Here is a 14,851-nt window from a genome sequence, read left to right as displayed (position 1 = left end):
GTAGACAGCCACCTGCAGCCGCATACGACGAACTCGGCGTACGTCGCCCCTACAAGTGAACGACCAGCTCAAACGCCTTCTTCAAGCGTGCGAATAGCTCATCAGATGCTATTCGTCCCCTTATCAGAGGACGGAGACGTGCACGTGGTCGAAGTGGTTCTGGGTGACGCTGCCCCGGTCCTCCATCTGCTTCCAGCCGCCGCTGCCGCGCATGTCGTAGATGCGCTGCTTCCAGATGACGTACTTGATGCCGAGCCGGGAGGCGTTGTCGATGACGTACTGGGCGACGCTGTCGCCGTGCGCCTGCGCGGACGCGCTCGGCATCGTGCCGCCGGTGCTCTCCATGAAGTCGCAGGCGGTGCCGGAGCCGTGGTCCTGCGGGTCGCCGGGGCGGGCGCAGCCGATCGTCGGGAACGGGCCGAACCTGCCGTCGATCTCCAGCAGCGCGGTGCGCATGCGGGCGGTCATCGAGTTGCCCACGATGGGGGACTTGGTGCCGCTGACGCCGTCGGGCCGGCCGCCGCCGGTGACCGGCGCCTTGGTCACCTCGGGCTTGTACTTGGCGAGCAGCTTCCGCACGCGGGTGCGCTGGCTCTCCAGGTCCTCGATCTCCTTCTTGACCTCGGCCAGCTTCTTCTTCGCCGTCTCGTTCGACTGCGCCGCCTTGGCGTTCAGCGCCCGCAGGTTCTGGATGCGGCGGCCGTTGTTGCGGCTGATGTGCTCGATGACGGCCGCGTCGTGGACCGCCGCGCCGGGCTCCGCCGAGGAGATCATCGGGACCATGTCCAGCCGCCCGGTCATATAGGTGCTGGACGCGAGCTGCGCGACGCCCTCACGGGCCGCGTCGTACTCGCGGCCGACCTTCGACGCGTCCGCGCCCGCCCGCTCGGCGGCCTTCTTCGCCTCCTCCAGGGAGACGAGCTCGCCCCGGTACTCCTTCGACAGCTTCTCCGAGCGCGCCTTCAGCTTGGCGTACTCCTTCTTGAGGTCCTTCGGCTCCTGCGGGAGGCCCGCGGCGCTCCCGGTCACCGGCGGCAGCGCCGCCGACAACCCCATCGCGAGGACGAGCGCGGTCAGGCGCCTCGCCGCCGTGCGCCCGCGCGAGGCACGGGCCGTCCTGCCGTCTGGATCGAGGGCCGCCACAGATCTCTCCTAGATAACAAAGCCGAGATTGGCGGCACGCTACCACAATCGCCCATTTAACCTCAGATGCTTCACAAAACACACAGAGTCACATGCGGACTACACGCGCCCCGGACCCGCCGGAGGCCGGACCGCCGCTCGGCGATCCGGCCCCCTGGAGCCGTCCGGTCACAGGTCGACGAGCTCCTCCCAGCGCGGGATCCGCGGCTGCCAGAGCAGCCGCAGCCCGGCCTCGGAGACCGTCCGGTCCCCCTTGCGGTTGTTGCACTTCCCGCACGCGAGGACGGTGTTCTCCCAGGTGTCGCCGCCGCCCCGCGACTGCGGATGGACGTGGTCGATCGTGTTCCCGCGCTTGCCGCAGTAGCAGCAGCGGCCCCGGTCGCGCAGGTACACGCCGCGCTTGCTCCATGGCGGGCGCCTCCCGTGCCGCCAGCGCATCGCGACGTACCGGACGAGCCGCAGGACCCGCGGCACGGGGAAGCGGCCGAAGGTCCGGCCCTCCTCCGCCTCCTCGACGACCGCCACCTCGCGCACCAGCATGCGGATGGCGTGCCGCAGGTCCACCCTTTGTAAGGGCTCGTACGACGCGTTCAGGACGAGCACGTTCACCGGGTCACCTCCCTTACCCGTGTGCCGCTCCCCCGCCGGGACTCGAACCCGGACCACCGCACCGGCCCTTGAAGAATGTCAAGCCGCGGCGTTCTGCCATTGAACTACAGGGAAATACTCCGGCAATTCCAAGCCCTCCGGGCATTTCCCGGAACGACCCCCCAAGACTGCCGACGCACCCCCGCCCGCAGCAACAGATTTTAAATCCCCCACCTGCGCCGACCACGCCGCCCCACCCCGATACCCCCAGCGCGGGCGGGGCCGGGGTGAGTCAAGGGCTGGAGGGCGCGGTCGGCCGGATCAGTTTCGGCATCGCTCGGGCGGCGGACTCGGCCCACCAGGTTTCGCCGTCCGCCGCCGCGGGGGCCGCCTCGATCGCCGCCGTGCAGCCGGGGCAGGCGGTGTCGGTCCAGCCGAGGGTGATGTGAGCGGTTCGGGCGGGTTTCGACCGTGCCGGTTCGGCGGCGCCCCAGAAGCGCATGACGTCGCCCGCGCTCACCGGCCGTTCCGCCGGGATCTCGTGGACGGCGCCGCCGCCGCGGGCCAGCCACGCCGACCGGTCGGCGAACAGCTGCCAGGCAAGGCCCCTGACCAGGTTCGCGGCGGTGAGCATGCTCGCGTAGGGGACGTGCCGCGCCGTCACCTCGGGGAGGCCGAGCCGGTGCAGGCCCGCCGTCTCCGCCCTTGCGCGGGTGGCGTCCCCGGGTTCGAGGGTGATGTAGACCGGCGCCCAGTCGCGGCCGAGGACGAACTGCTCCGGCTCGGTGGGCGGGCCGTCCTCTGACGGCAGGACGCGGCCCGTGTCCAGGTCTGCGGCGGCCCCGCCCAGGGCGGCGGCGAGGGTCCGGGCGGCCAGCCGGGTCGCCTGGGCGGCGCGGGGACGGGCGGCCGGCGCCGTGACGGAGGTGACGGTGATGTGCCGCGCCGCGCCGAACACGTCCCGCAGGCGCTCGGGGGAGCCGCCCAGCCGGTGCAGCCGCTCCCTCAGCGGCCCGGACACGGTCGTCACCGGCTCGACCGCCAGCCGCGACGACGCCAGCAGCCCGGCGGCGACCCGGCCCAGGCCGCGGTCGCCGACCGCGTCCCGGAGGTAGTCCGGCCCCGGGACGGCGCACGCGCCGGCCGCGACCAGGAAACGCGCGGCGACCTCGTCGGGCACCGTCAAGACGAAGCGCTCCCCCATGACCCTGCCTCCCCGATCGCGGCGCGCCTCCGGCGGGCCCGCCGACGAACCGAAGACTGCCCGCCGCGGCATCGCGCCGGCGACGGCACGCGGAACTGTGGATAACCCGCCCGCGCCCGTCAGGGAAGGTCGGTGATCCGGGCCTGGTATTCGAGGGATTCGCGTTCGGTGCGGAAGCCCAGTTCCTCGTTGACGGCGATCATGTGGGCATTGTCGCCTGAATTGTCCGTTTCAATGTCGCGGACGCCGGGGCACTCGTCCGCCAGCCACGCGAGCATCGCGGCCTTCACCCAGATCCCCACGCGCCTGCCCCGGTGCTCAGGGACGACCGCCGTGTCGTACTGGGCGGCACGTCCGGCGGAGTCGTGCGGGACGACGATCTCGGTGAAGCCCGCGATCGTGCCGCCGTGCAGCGCGGCCACCGTGTAGAGGGCGTCGCCGCGCTTGGCGACCACCTCGGCCATCTCCCGGACGCGGTGCGCGTCCCAGGGGGCGCCCTCGTACTCGGCGAGGTCGGCCATGGCGTGCTTCGCGCGGGCCAGCGCGGCGGCGTGCTCGTCCGGCACCACGCCCCGCCAGCGGACGAGGTCGTACCCGGCGGGCGCCTCGGCCAGCAGGCGGGCGACGCGTTCCGGCGGGACCTCGTCCAGGCGCAGCAGCATGCCGCGCAGGGTGAGGACGCACTCGAACCCCTGCGACTCCAGGAACGGCACGGCCGGGGTTCCGGCGAGGACCTGCGCGATCACGCTGGAGCGCCCGTCGGCGCGCAGCCCCTCGGCGGCGGCGGCGAGGAGGCGGCGGCCGAGCCCGCGCCGCCGGTGGACCGGGTGCACCTGGACGTCGATCTCGCCCGGACGGTCCGTGCCGGGCTCGCCGGAGAGCCGCAGCGCCGCCACCGCGACCAGCCGGCCGCCGTCCGCCACGGCCCAGAGCCGCTGCCGCGCGCCCGGCTCGGCGCCGAGGAGGAGCCGCGCCGTCCCCTCCGGATCGGGGGCGGGGTCCGCGGCCGGGTCGGCGGCGTGGACGGCCGCCAGCACCTCGTGCCAGGCGCGGATCTGCGCGTCCGTCGGAGCGTCGAGCGCGATGACGTCCATCCGACTTTTGTACCGGATCCGGGGCCGCCGCGGTCGGGACCTTGGACAACCGGGGGTCAGGCGTCCCGCGTGAACGCCGCCAGGATGCGGTCGGCGGCGAGGGCCGGGGTGAGCGTCCCGTCCGCGACCTCCTCCTCCAGCCGCGGCGCCAGCCTCCGCACGTCCGGGTGCGCGTGCAGCTCGGTGAGCAGCCGCTCGCGCACCATCGCCCACGTCCAGCCGACCTGCTGGCGGCGCCGCCGCGCGTCCAGCTCGCCGGACTCGCGCAGCCGCTCCTGGTGCTCGACGATCTTGCCCCACACCGCGTCCAGGCCGGTGCCCTCCCGGGCGCTGCAGGTGAGGACGGGGGTGTCGCGGACCCGCTCGTCGCTGCGCAGCATCCGCAGCGCCCCCGCCAGCTCGCGCGCGGCGCGCTTGGCCTCCATCGCGTGCTCGCCGTCGGCCTTGTTGACGGCGATGACGTCGGCCAGCTCCAGCACGCCCTTCTTGATGCCCTGGAGCTGGTCGCCGGTACGGGCGAGGGTGAGGAACAGGAACGAGTCGACCATCTCGGCGACGGTCGTCTCCGACTGGCCGACGCCCACGGTCTCGACGAGGACGATGTCGTAGCCGGCCGCCTCCATGACGACCATCGCCTCGCGCGTGGCCTTGGCCACGCCGCCCAGCGTCCCCGCGGTCGGCGAGGGGCGGATGAACGCGTCCGGGTCGACGGCGAGGCGCTGCATGCGGGTCTTGTCGCCGAGGATGCTGCCGCCCGTCCGGGTCGAGGACGGGTCCACGGCGAGGACCGCGACCCGGTGCCCCTCGCCGGTCAGGCGGGTGCCGAGGGCGTCGATGAACGTGGACTTGCCGACCCCGGGCACGCCGGTGATCCCGACGCGGCGGGCGTTCCCGGTGTGCGGGGTCAGCTCGACCAGCAGCTTCTGCGCCAGCTCCCGGTGGTCGGGACGCGTCGACTCCACGAGCGTGACCGCCCGCGCGATCCACGCCCGGGAGCCCTCCAGCACCCCGGCGGCGTAGTCGTCGAGCCCCGGCCTCACGGCGCCCCCCGCGCGCCGGCCGGACGCGCTCCGGCGGCGTCCCCCCTCATCGCTCCCTCGTCGCTCCCTCGGTCCGGACGGCGCCGCGCTCCAGGCGCGGTCAACGCGGCTCGTGCCCCAGCTTGGCGGTCAGCTCGTCGAGCAGGCCGATCGCCGCGTCCGCGAGGACGGTGCCGGGCGGGAAGATCGCCGCGGCGCCGGCGGCGCGCAGCTCGTCGAAGTCCCCGGGCGGGATGACCCCGCCGACGACGATCATGATGTCGTCGCGGCCGAGCGCGGCCAGCTCCTCGCGCAGCGCGGGCACCAGCGTCAGGTGGCCGGCGGCGAGGGAGTTGACGCCGACGATGTGCACGTCGGCCTCGACGGCCTGCCGGGCGACCTCGGCCGGCGTCTGGAACAGCGGGCCCACGTCGACGTCGAAGCCGAGGTCGGCGAACCCGGTCGCGATCACCTTCTGGCCGCGGTCGTGGCCGTCCTGCCCCATCTTGGCGACGAGGATGCGCGGACGGCGGCCCTCGGCGTCCTCGAACGCGGCGGTCGCGGCGCGCGCCTTCTCGATCGCGGTCACCTGTCCCGCTTCCTCCCGGTACACGCCGGAGATCGTACGGATCTGCGCCGCGTGCCGCCCGTAGGCCTTCTCCAGCGCGTCGGAGATCTCCCCGACGGTGGCCTTGGCGCGGGCGGCGTCGATGGCGAGGGCGAGGAGGTTGCGCTCCAGCCCGTGCGGGCGCGTGCCGTTCTCGGCGTCGCCCGCGGCGCGGGTCAGCGCCTCCAGCGCGGACAGCGCCGCGGTCTCGTCCCGCTCCTCCCGCAGGCGGCGCAGCTTGTCGATCTGCTGCGCCCGGACGGACGCGTTGTCGACCTTCAGGACCTCGATCTCCTGCTCGGCGTCCGGGCGGTACTTGTTGACGCCGATGACGGGCTGCCGCCCCGAGTCGATGCGGGCCTGCGTGCGGGCCGCGGCCTCCTCGATGCGCAGCTTCGGCAGTCCCTCGTCGATCGCCTTGGCCATGCCGCCGGCCCGCTCGACCTCGGTGATGTGCCCCCAGGCGCGGCGGGCGAGGTCGTAGGTGAGCCGCTCGACGTAGGCGCTGCCGCCCCACGGGTCGATGGTCCGGGTCGTCCCCGACTCCTGCTGGAGGAGCAGCTGGGTGTTGCGGGCGATGCGGGCGGAGAAGTCGGTCGGCAGGGCGAGGGCCTCGTCCAGCGCGTTGGTGTGCAGCGACTGGGTGTGGCCCTGCGTGGCGGCCATGGCCTCGACGCAGGTGCGGGCGACGTTGTTGAAGGCGTCCTGCGCGGTCAGCGACCAGCCGGACGTCTGCGAGTGCGTCCGCAGCGACAGCGACTTGGGGTTCCGCGGCCCGAACGTCTTCACCAGCCGCGCCCACAGCAGCCGGGCGGCGCGGAGCTTGGCGACCTCCATGAAGAAGTTCATCCCGATCGCCCAGAAGAACGACAGGCGGGGCGCGAACGCGTCGATGTCCAGGCCGGCCTCGCGCCCGGCGCGGATGTACTCGACGCCGTCGGCGAGGGTGTAGGCGAGCTCCAGGTCGGCGGTGGCCCCGGCCTCCTGGATGTGGTAGCCGGAGATCGAGATGGAGTTGTACTTCGGCATCCGCTGCGAGGTGAACGCGAAGATGTCGGAGATGATCCGCATCGACGGCTGCGGCGGGTAGATGTAGGTGTTGCGGACCATGAACTCCTTGAGGATGTCGTTCTGGATGGTCCCGGCGAGGGCCTCCGGCTTCACCCCCTGCTCCTCCGCCGCGGCGATGTAGAGCGCCAGCACCGGCAGGACGGCGCCGTTCATGGTCATCGACACGCTCATCTTGTCCAGCGGGATGCCGTCGAAGAGCTGCCGCATGTCGTAGATGGAGTCGATCGCCACGCCGGCCATGCCGACGTCCCCGGACACGCGCGGGTGGTCGGAGTCGTAGCCGCGGTGGGTGGCGAGGTCGAACGCGACCGACAGGCCCTTCTGCCCGGCCGCGAGGTTGCGGCGGTAGAAGGCGTTGGACTCCTCGGCGGTGGAGAACCCGGCGTACTGCCGGATCGTCCACGGCTGGGTCGCGTACATCGCCGGGTAGGGGCCGCGCAGGTACGGCGCGATGCCCGGCAGGGTGTCGAGGAAGTCGAGCCCGGCCAGGTCGTCCCCGGTGTAGAGGGACTTGACGCCGATGCCCTCCGGGGTCTCCCAGGTGCCGGCGTCGCCCTGGGCGGTGTCGGCGACGGCGGCGCGCCACCGCTTGGCGGCCTCGTCGGCGGGGAGCGCCGTCCCGAGCTCGATCTCGGTGAAGTCGGGGATCATTCGTTCACTCCCAGATCGTGGAGGGTGGTCTCCAGGACCCCGATCGCGTCGCATCCCGCGTACACGTTGGAGTCGACCCCCTCATAGGTTCCCTTACCCGCGAGCCAGACCTTCACCGCGCCCGCGTCGCGCAGAACCCGCGCGGCGTCGGCGGCCTGCTCCCCGTACAGCCGGTCGCTGGAGCAGAGGCAGGCGACGGCGGCGCCGGACGCCCCGAACTCCTCCGGCGGCCCCGTGACCGTCTCGATCCCGCCCGCCTGGAAGAGGTTGGCGGCGAACGACGCGCGCGCGGTGTGGACGGCGATGGGACCGAGCGTCGCCAGGAACACCCGGGGGCGTGCGCCGGTCGCGTCCAGGTGGGCGTCGGAGCGGTCGCGGAGGGCCTCGAAGTCCTGCGCGTACGTCACCACGGGGAGGCCGCCGCCGGGCCGGGCCGGCGCGGCGTCCCGCTCGGGCAGCGTCTCGGCGAGGTTGGGGAACTCGCTGACGCCGGTGAGCGGGGCCTCGCGCCGGGCGATGTCCGCGCGGCGCCGCGCCCAGGTGGCGGCGACCCGGCCGGCGACCAGGCCCGATCCGAGGGCGGCGGCGAGGCCCCCGGCCCTCTCGATCTCGGTGAACCACGCCCAGGCGGACTCGGCGAGGCCCTCGGTGAGGCTCTCGGCGTACCAGGACCCGCCGGCCGGGTCGACGACGCGGGCGAGGCTCGACTCCTCCAGCAGGAGGGTCTGGGTGTTGCGGGCGATGCGGCGGGCGAAGCCGTCCGGCAGCCCGAGGCGGGCGTCGAACGGCTGGACGGTGACCGCGTCCGCGCCGCCCACCCCGGCCGCGAAGGCCGCGACGGTGGTGCGGAGCATGTTCACCCACGGGTCGCGGCGCGTCATCATCGCCGACGAGGTGACCGCGTGGATCCGCGCGGCCGTCCCGTCGGCGGCGCCGCTGACCTCGGCGACCCGCGCCCAGAGGCGGCGCATGGCGCGCAGCTTGGCGATCGAGGAGAACTGGTCGGCGTTGACGGCGAGCCGGAACTCGATCTGCCCGAACGCCTCGTCCACGCTCAGCCCGGCGCCGGTCAGGGCGCGCAGGTAGGCGACCCCGGCCGCGACGGCCGCGCCCAGTTCCTCGGCGTCGGCGCCGCCCGCGTCGTGGTATGGCGTGCCGTCCGCGGTGATCGCGCGGAGCCGCGGGAACTCGCGGACGCACCGGACGGCCAGCGCGGCGGCCTCGTCGAGCGACCCGGCGGTCCCGGTGCGGGCCGCCAGCCCGAGCGGGTCCGCGCCGAGGTTCCCGGACACCTCGGACGCGTTCCCGCGCTCGGCGGCCAGGGCGAGGAAGGCGTCCGCGGCCTCGGCCGTCGCCGCCCCCGCGTCCAGCACGACGGGCGCGAGGTCGAGCAGCACCCCGTGCAGCGCGCCGGGCAGGCCGGCGACCGGCAGGCCGCCCGCGCCGAGCCGCAGCCAGACCGACGTGGCGCCGTTCTCCAGGTCGGCGAGGACCGCCTCGCGGGTGGCGGCGGGGTCCGGGTGCGCGTGCGGCTGCCGGACGTCCCATCCCGCGATGCCCTCCCCGTCCGGCCGCACCTCGCGGACGAAGGGGGCGAGGCCCGGCCGTCCTGGCGGGGCGTCGTCGCGGGTGTAGAGCGCCGCGATCGGCACTCCGTCGTAGGAGTCGCGGGTCAGCAGACCCTCGATCTCGTCGAGGGGGGTGTCGTCTGTCGCCGCGCCGGACTTGCGCAGCACCCCCTTCACCATCTCCCGCCACCGGTCGCGCTCGGCCGGGGGGAAGGCGGCGGCCAGTTCGAGTTCCTCAGGCGGCACCGTCATGCCCAGGATCGTAGGCGAGCGACCGAATCACGCTCTGAAGCGGGTCCCGCTGACCAGAAATCGGCGCCGCCGGCCGCCCGGTTAACGGCGCCGCGGCCGGGAGGGGGCTCATGACCTTGGCTCCACTCCCCGGTGACCTCTACCACATGCAGGAACTCCTCGACGAGCGCGAGCGGGAGACCGTCGGGCGGGTGCGCGCCTTCCTGGAGGCGAAGGTCGCACCGATCGCGGACGACTGCTGGGGGCGGGCCGAGTTCCCGTTCCACCTGATCCCCCAGTACGGGGAGCTCGGCATCGCCGGGCTCGCCCACGACGAGTGCCCCGGGGAGAAGCCGAGCAGCCTGCGGACCACGGCGCGCCGCGACGGCGACCACCGGGTGCTGAACGGCGCCAAGCGCTGGATCGGCAACGCGACCTTCGCCGACCACACCGTCGTGTGGGCGCGGGACGAGGCGGACGACCAGGTGAAGGGGTTCGTCGTCGCCAAGGGGACACCGGGGTTCACCGCCACTCCGATCCAGCACAAGATCGCGCTGCGGACCGTCCAGAACGCCGACATCGTGCTGGACGGCTGCCGGGTCCCCGAGTCCGACCGGCTCGCGGGGGCGAGGAGCTTCAAGGACACGGCGGCGATCCTGCGCCGGACCCGCAGCGGCGTCGCGTGGCAGGCCGTGGGCGTCATGCTCGCCGCCTACGAGATCGCCCGCGACTACGCGGTGGAGCGCCGGCAGTTCGGGCGGCCGATCGCGAAGTTCCAGCTCGTCCAGGACCTGCTGGTCAAGATGCTGGGCAACGCGACCTCCTGCCTCGGCATGGTGGTGCGGCTCGCCCAGCTCCAGGACGACGGCCTCTACCGCGACGAGCACTCGGCGCTCGCCAAGGCGTACTGCACCACCCGCATGCGGGAGGTCGTCGGCTGGGCGCGCGAGCTGATGGCGGGCAACGGGATCGTCCTCGACTACGGCATCGGCCGCTTCGTCGCCGACTCCGAGGCGCTGTACTCCTACGAGGGCACCCGCGAGATCAACACGCTCATCGTCGGCCGCGCGGCGACCGGCATGGGGGCGTTCGTCTGACCCGACACCTCGCCGGCCGCGGCCGGGGCGATCTACGGGGCACCCCGAAACCCCCTGTGGCTAGGGGCGTTGCTAGAGTCGGCGCCGTATCGCCCCACCGGATCCCCTTGCAGAGGTAGAGCAGCACATGTCGACTGGCAGCCACGCCGGGCGCCCGAAGTCCTGGGTCGCCGTGGTCATCATCTTCGTCGGTTTCCTCGTCGGCGGCGTCGGCCTCACCCTGGGTCCCGACTGGACGCTGTTCGGCGCGGGCGCGGCGCTCACCGTGGTCGGCGGGATCATCGCGCTGGCCGTCGACATCATGACCGACGTCGTCATCGACGACCCCCGGTCCTAGCGGCAACGCCATGTTCGGGCGTCCTCCGATCGAGGAGCGGATCGCGGCGCGGCAGCGCGAACTGGGCGAGCTGAAGCGGGGGACGGTCTTCCCGCACGGACCCGCCAAGCTGCTCTTCTTCTTCAGCATCGGCGTGGTCGTGATCACGCACATCATCGCGCTGTCCATGTACTTCGTGGACGCCGGTCCCGGACGCTGACCCCGGGCGCCCGGAACCGGACGCCGGCACGCGAACGCGCCGAGGGCCCGCCTCAACGGCCCCTGTCCGAGCCGTTGGGCGGGCCCTTGCGCTTGTCCCCGAGGTAGAACAGCCCGACCAGCAGGAACACGGCGACGGCGAGCAGCAGCGCGAGCACGCCGACCGCGGTGGATCCGGTCATGGTGGCCACCTCCCTTCTCGCAGCCGCGTCCCCCGGGTCCTGCCCACTGGGGCGGCGCGTCAAAAGGGGGTCAAGAAGATCCCTTACCGCCGTTTACGGCCCGACCGGCAGATGCGCGCGCCGCGGCGGCGACGTACGGTCGAGGAGAACGTCGAGGGGAGCGTGGCCGCCGGTCGAGGGGAACCGAGGGGAACATGGCCGCGTCGCCCCCGAGCCCGAGGTGGTGGATGGCCCTGCGGTTCGGAATCGAGGAAGAGTACTTCGTCGTCGATCCCGTCTCCCGGGAGGTCGTCCCCCGCGCCCCCGCCGTCGTGCGGCGTGCCGGGCCGGCGCTGGGCGGGCGCGTCTCCACCGAGCTGGTGGCGTTCCTCGCCGAGGCCAAGACCTCCCCGTGCGACGACCTCGACAAGCTCCGCGAGCAGGTCCGCGCGATGCGGGCGGCGATGTCGGCCGCCGCGGCGGCGGAGGGCGTCCGGCTCGCCGCGACCGGGACGCCCGTGCTGGGCGATCTGCTCCCCGCGCCGATCTGCGCGGGCCCCCGCTACGCCGAGAGCCTCGCGGTCTACCGGGCGCTGGACGACGAGCAGTGCATCTGCTCGTGCCACGTCCACGTCGAGATGCCGGACCGGGAGCGGGCCGTCCAGGTCAGCAACCACCTGCGGCCGTGGCTGCCGACGCTGCTCGCGCTCACCGCGAACTCCCCGTACTGGGCGGGGCGCGACACCGGGCACGCCTGCTGGCGGGCGCTGGCGTGGGCGCGGTGGCCGGTGGCGGGCCCGCCGCCGTTCTTCGCCTCCGCCGCGCACTACGACGACGTCGTCGGGACGCTGCTCGGCTGCGGCGCGCTGATGGACGCCGGGACGGTCTTCTGGGACGTCCGGCCGTCGGCACGGCTGCCCACGGTGGAGATCCGGCTCGCCGACGTCGCCCCGACCGCCGCCGACGCGGCCGTGTTCGCCGCGCTGGTCCGGGCGCTGGTGCGGGTGTCGTCCGACGCGGTGGACGCCGGGGAGCCGGCGCCCGACCCGCCGCAGGAGATGCTGCGCGCGGCGTACTGGCTGGCGGCGCGGGACGGTGTCTCGGGCCGGGGCCTGGACGTGCGCACGGGCCGTCCCGCCGGGTTCCGGGAGCTGGCCGGCGACCTGCTCGCGCACGTGCTGCCCGCGCTGGGCGGGGCGGGCGACCTCGACTTCGTCGCCGGCGGGGTCCGGCGCCTGCTCGCGGGCGGGACGGGCGCGGAGCGGCAGCGGGCCGCCTACCGCAGGCGCGGCCGGCTGGCCGACGTCGTCGACGCCGTGCTGCTGCCGGGCCGGTGATCTCCCGGGCCGGTGATCTCCCAGGCCGGTGATCTCCCAGGCCGGTGAGCCGCCGAGCGCACCCCGATACGGAAAGACAAGTTTGCACATTTCGCCTGTTTTCCCCGGTCAGCCGGGGGTACCTCTGATCAGGACCGGACACCGCACGACTTCGGGGGACGCACGGATGGGTCGCTCGCACGCCCGCTCATACGGGCGCGTACCCTCAAGCCGATGCAGGTGACCACGGCGAGCCCGAACGGAGCGACCGCACCATGAGCCTCAGGCCCGGCATGCCGGGCGTGACGCCACAGGACCCGTTCCTCCACCCGGCGCTCTTCTACCGCACCGACGAGGAGTACCTCGCCGGTGCGGTCCCGTTCGTCCGCGCGGGGCACGCGGCGGGCGAGGCGGTCGCCGTGGCCGTCCCCGGACCCCGGCTCCCCCTGCTGCGCGACGCGCTCGGCGCGACGGCCCGCAGCGTCACCTGGCTGGACATGTCCGAGGCGGGACGCAACCCGGGGCGCATCATCCCGGGCGTGCTGCGCGAGTTCGCCGACCGGCACGACCGCGGGCGGGTCCGGATCATCGGCGAGCCGGTCTGGCCCGGCCGGACCGCCGCCGAGTACCCCGCCTGCGCCCAGCACGAGGCGCTGATCAACCTGGCCTTCGCCGGCCGGGACGTGTCGATCCTGTGCCCCTACGACGAGGCCGGGCTGGACGACGTCGCCCTCGCCGACGCCCGCGCCACCCACCCCGTCCTGATCGACCGGCACGGCGAGCGGGTGAGCGACGACTACGCGCCGCACCGCGTGATCCGCGCCTACAACCGGCCGCTTCCCGAGCCGGGCGGCGACGCGGTCACGATGAGCTTCGACCTCGACGCGCTCCCCCTCGTCCGGGACTTCGCCTGCCGCTGGTCGGCCCGCCTCGGCCTCGGCTCCGACGCCGTGGGCGACATGGAGCTCGCGGTGAGCGAGCTGGCCGCCAACTCCTGCCTGCACGGCGGCGGGTCCGGCACCGCCCGGTTCTGGTCCGAGGACGGGCTGGTCGTCTGCGAGGTCCGCGACGCCGGGACGATCACCGACCCGCTCGCCGGGCGCCGTCCCGCCGACATGAGCCCGTTCGGCGGCCGGGGCATCCTGCTGGTCAACCACCTCGCCGACCTCGTCCGCGTCCACACCGGCCCGGACGGCACCGCCATCCGTGTCTACCTGCGCAAATAACCCGCATCCCACGGGCAGGCCGAGACTTGACCCGGCGCCCGGTGTACCGGACGGCCGGCGGGAATGATCTCCTGCGCCCGAACTCTCCCGATCGATGTGGGGAACGATGCGTGTTCTTGCTCGTGTTCACCAGATGCCGGTCCGGCTGGCCGTGGGGGCGTTCGTCCTGAACTCGGGCCTGACGAAGCTCCAGGCCCTGGACGAGTCGGCCGAACAGACCCACGGCCTGGCGAAGACCGCCTACCCGTTCCTGGGGTCGCAGGACCCCCGGACCTTCACCCGCACCCTCGCCCGGAGCGAGGTCGCGCTCGGCGGCGCGCTGGTGGCGCCGTTCGTGCCCTCGCTGGTCGCGGGCGCGGCGCTGACCGCGTTCTCCGCCGGGCTGGCCGGGCTCTACCTGCGGGTGCCGGGCATGCGGCAGGAGGGCGGCATCCGCCCCACCCAGCAGGGCGTCCCGCTCGCCAAGGACTTCTGGCTGGTGGGGGCGGGGCTGTCGCTCGTCCTGGACGAGCTGACCTGCCCGCGTGGGCGGCGCCGGCGCCGCTGCGGATGACCCGGTCCCCGGCCCCAAACGCCGCCGACCGGTGATCCTGCTCCTTGACGCGGGGGCGGCCGCGCGGTGAGGATCGGCGCGTCCCTCCAGGAGGCCCGCGCCATGACATCCCCTTCCCAGCCGTACCCGCTCGTCCGCACGGCCGCGGACGCCGACGCCGCGGAGATCGCGGCGGTCCTCGGGCGCGCGTTCGACGACGACCCGGTCTGGTGCTGGCTGCTGCCCGACGAGGCGTCCCGGGCGCGTCGGCTGACCGGCCTGTTCGAGGTCCTGCTGCGCCGGGTGCACCTGCGGCACGGCGCCACCGAGGCCACCGGCCGGGACGGCGCGACCGAGGCGGCCGCGCTCTGGGACCCGCCCGGCCACTGGCGGGTGCCCGTCCGGCTGCAGGCGGCGCAGGCGGTGCCGCTGCTGCGGATCCTCGGCACCCGGGTGCCGATCACGCTGCGCACGCTCGGGGCGATCGAGCGGCACCACCCGCGGGAGCCGCACTGGTACCTGTCGGTGCTCGGCACCGACCCGCCGGCGCAGGGCCGCGGCCTCGGCGGCGCGCTGCTGCGGTCCCGGCTGGACCGCTGCGACGCCGAGGGCGTCCCCGCCTACCTCGAAAGCTCCAAGGAGCGCAACGTCCCGTACTACGAGCGTTTCGGGTTCCGGGTGACGCGGGAGCTGGCCCTTCCCGGCCGGGGGTGCCCGCCGGTCTGGCTGATGTGGCGGGAGCCCGGGCAGGACGGCTGAGCCGGATTCCCCAGGGGATCGACCCCCTCGGTCAGAGGCGTGTCACGGC

General features: G+C 74.0%; 15 protein-coding genes and 1 tRNA gene. 7 read left to right on the top strand and 9 right to left on the bottom strand.

What is annotated here, in order from left to right; translation table 11 throughout:
• Nucleotides 1-123: 123 nt before the first annotated feature.
• The 8 genes from SM611_RS30075 to SM611_RS30040 form a co-directional block, all read right to left on the bottom strand.
• Nucleotides 124-1,143: a coiled-coil domain-containing protein gene (locus SM611_RS30075; RefSeq protein ID WP_371953682.1), complete on the bottom strand. Its 1,020-nt coding sequence runs from the start codon at nt 1,141-1,143 to the stop codon at nt 124-126.
• Between the two features lie 168 nt (nt 1,144-1,311).
• Nucleotides 1,312-1,752, bottom strand: coding sequence for an HNH endonuclease (locus SM611_RS30070; RefSeq protein ID WP_371953681.1), 441 nt, complete (start codon nt 1,750-1,752; stop codon nt 1,312-1,314).
• A gap of 27 nt (nt 1,753-1,779) precedes the next feature.
• Nucleotides 1,780-1,866: transfer RNA gene (locus SM611_RS30065), tRNA-OTHER, on the bottom strand.
• Between the two features lie 157 nt (nt 1,867-2,023).
• A complete protein-coding gene (locus SM611_RS30060) occupies nt 2,024-2,935 on the bottom strand; it encodes a hypothetical protein (protein ID WP_371953680.1) in 912 nt (303 codons plus the stop codon).
• A 119-nt stretch (nt 2,936-3,054) separates the two neighbouring features.
• A complete protein-coding gene (locus SM611_RS30055; protein WP_371953679.1) occupies nt 3,055-4,029 on the bottom strand; it encodes a GNAT family N-acetyltransferase in 975 nt (324 codons plus the stop codon).
• Nucleotides 4,030-4,085: 56 nt separating this feature from the next.
• On the bottom strand, nt 4,086-5,069 hold the full coding sequence (meaB, locus tag SM611_RS30050; protein WP_371953678.1) for a methylmalonyl Co-A mutase-associated GTPase MeaB: 984 nt from the start codon (nt 5,067-5,069) through the stop codon (nt 4,086-4,088).
• Nucleotides 5,070-5,169: 100 nt separating this feature from the next.
• Entirely contained in the window at nt 5,170-7,377 is a 2,208-nt protein-coding gene (gene scpA / locus SM611_RS30045; protein ID WP_371953677.1) for a methylmalonyl-CoA mutase, read from the bottom strand.
• Nucleotides 7,374-9,197: a methylmalonyl-CoA mutase family protein gene (locus SM611_RS30040; protein WP_371953676.1), complete on the bottom strand. Its 1,824-nt coding sequence runs from the start codon at nt 9,195-9,197 to the stop codon at nt 7,374-7,376. The genes scpA and SM611_RS30040 overlap by 4 nt, the downstream gene beginning before the upstream one ends.
• A 110-nt stretch (nt 9,198-9,307) precedes the next feature.
• Between SM611_RS30040 and SM611_RS30035 the strand changes: the two genes are divergently transcribed.
• The 3 genes from SM611_RS30035 to SM611_RS30025 all read left to right on the top strand — a co-directional run bounded on the left by SM611_RS30035 (nt 9,308) and on the right by SM611_RS30025 (nt 10,809).
• Complete coding sequence (locus SM611_RS30035) at nt 9,308-10,273, top strand: acyl-CoA dehydrogenase family protein (RefSeq protein ID WP_371953675.1); 966 nt, start codon at nt 9,308-9,310, stop codon at nt 10,271-10,273.
• Between the two features lie 127 nt (nt 10,274-10,400).
• Nucleotides 10,401-10,610, top strand: coding sequence for an HGxxPAAW family protein (locus SM611_RS30030; protein WP_371953674.1), 210 nt, complete (start codon nt 10,401-10,403; stop codon nt 10,608-10,610).
• A 10-nt stretch (nt 10,611-10,620) separates the two neighbouring features.
• A complete protein-coding gene (locus SM611_RS30025) occupies nt 10,621-10,809 on the top strand; it encodes a hypothetical protein (RefSeq protein ID WP_371953673.1) in 189 nt (62 codons plus the stop codon).
• 52 nt (nt 10,810-10,861) lie between these two features.
• On the opposite strand, the gene SM611_RS30020 is transcribed toward SM611_RS30025, so the two are convergent.
• Nucleotides 10,862-10,990 carry a hypothetical protein gene (locus tag SM611_RS30020; RefSeq protein ID WP_371953672.1) on the bottom strand — a complete coding sequence of 43 codons (129 nt, stop codon included), beginning with the start codon at nt 10,988-10,990 and terminating at the stop codon, nt 10,862-10,864.
• 227 nt (nt 10,991-11,217) lie between these two features.
• Here SM611_RS30020 and SM611_RS30015 point away from each other — a divergent pair, with 227 nt between their 5' ends.
• From SM611_RS30015 to SM611_RS30000, 4 genes are all read left to right on the top strand, one after another.
• Nucleotides 11,218-12,306 (top strand): carboxylate-amine ligase, encoded by a 1,089-nt coding sequence (locus SM611_RS30015; protein ID WP_371953671.1) that lies wholly within the window; start codon nt 11,218-11,220, stop codon nt 12,304-12,306.
• A gap of 254 nt (nt 12,307-12,560) precedes the next feature.
• Entirely contained in the window at nt 12,561-13,511 is a 951-nt protein-coding gene (locus SM611_RS30010) for an anti-sigma factor RsbA family regulatory protein (RefSeq protein WP_371953670.1), read from the top strand.
• Nucleotides 13,512-13,644: 133 nt separating this feature from the next.
• Nucleotides 13,645-14,064, top strand: a complete 420-nt coding sequence (locus tag SM611_RS30005) for a hypothetical protein (protein WP_371953669.1) — start codon at nt 13,645-13,647, stop codon at nt 14,062-14,064.
• Nucleotides 14,065-14,166: 102 nt separating this feature from the next.
• On the top strand, nt 14,167-14,802 hold the full coding sequence (locus tag SM611_RS30000) for a GNAT family N-acetyltransferase (protein ID WP_371953668.1): 636 nt from the start codon (nt 14,167-14,169) through the stop codon (nt 14,800-14,802).
• Nucleotides 14,803-14,851: the final 49 nt, after the last annotated feature.

The organism is Actinomadura monticuli (assembly GCF_041463655.1).
GTDB lineage: Bacteria > Actinomycetota > Actinomycetes > Streptosporangiales > Streptosporangiaceae > Spirillospora > Spirillospora monticuli.
Note: the sequence above shows the minus strand (reverse complement) of the source record. Positions and strands in the feature narration are given on the sequence as shown.

Bases quoted from the DNA above. Each gene is read 5' to 3' on its own strand.
- SM611_RS30025 (WP_371953673.1), top strand. From the start codon at position 10,621: ATGTTCGGGCGTCCTCCGATCGAGGAGCGGATCGCGGCGCGGCAGCGC.
- SM611_RS30015 (WP_371953671.1), top strand. From the start codon at position 11,218: ATGGCCCTGCGGTTCGGAATCGAGGAAGAGTACTTCGTCGTCGATCCC.
- scpA (WP_371953677.1), bottom strand. From the start codon at position 7,377: ATGATCCCCGACTTCACCGAGATCGAGCTCGGGACGGCGCTCCCCGCC.
- SM611_RS30030 (WP_371953674.1), top strand. From the start codon at position 10,401: ATGTCGACTGGCAGCCACGCCGGGCGCCCGAAGTCCTGGGTCGCCGTG.
- SM611_RS30000 (WP_371953668.1), top strand. From the start codon at position 14,167: ATGACATCCCCTTCCCAGCCGTACCCGCTCGTCCGCACGGCCGCGGAC.
- SM611_RS30010 (WP_371953670.1), top strand. From the start codon at position 12,561: ATGAGCCTCAGGCCCGGCATGCCGGGCGTGACGCCACAGGACCCGTTC.
- SM611_RS30060 (WP_371953680.1), bottom strand. From the start codon at position 2,935: ATGGGGGAGCGCTTCGTCTTGACGGTGCCCGACGAGGTCGCCGCGCGT.
- SM611_RS30040 (WP_371953676.1), bottom strand. From the start codon at position 9,197: ATGACGGTGCCGCCTGAGGAACTCGAACTGGCCGCCGCCTTCCCCCCG.
- SM611_RS30005 (WP_371953669.1), top strand. From the start codon at position 13,645: ATGCCGGTCCGGCTGGCCGTGGGGGCGTTCGTCCTGAACTCGGGCCTG.
- SM611_RS30020 (WP_371953672.1), bottom strand. From the start codon at position 10,990: ATGACCGGATCCACCGCGGTCGGCGTGCTCGCGCTGCTGCTCGCCGTC.
- SM611_RS30055 (WP_371953679.1), bottom strand. From the start codon at position 4,029: ATGGACGTCATCGCGCTCGACGCTCCGACGGACGCGCAGATCCGCGCC.
- SM611_RS30035 (WP_371953675.1), top strand. From the start codon at position 9,308: ATGACCTTGGCTCCACTCCCCGGTGACCTCTACCACATGCAGGAACTC.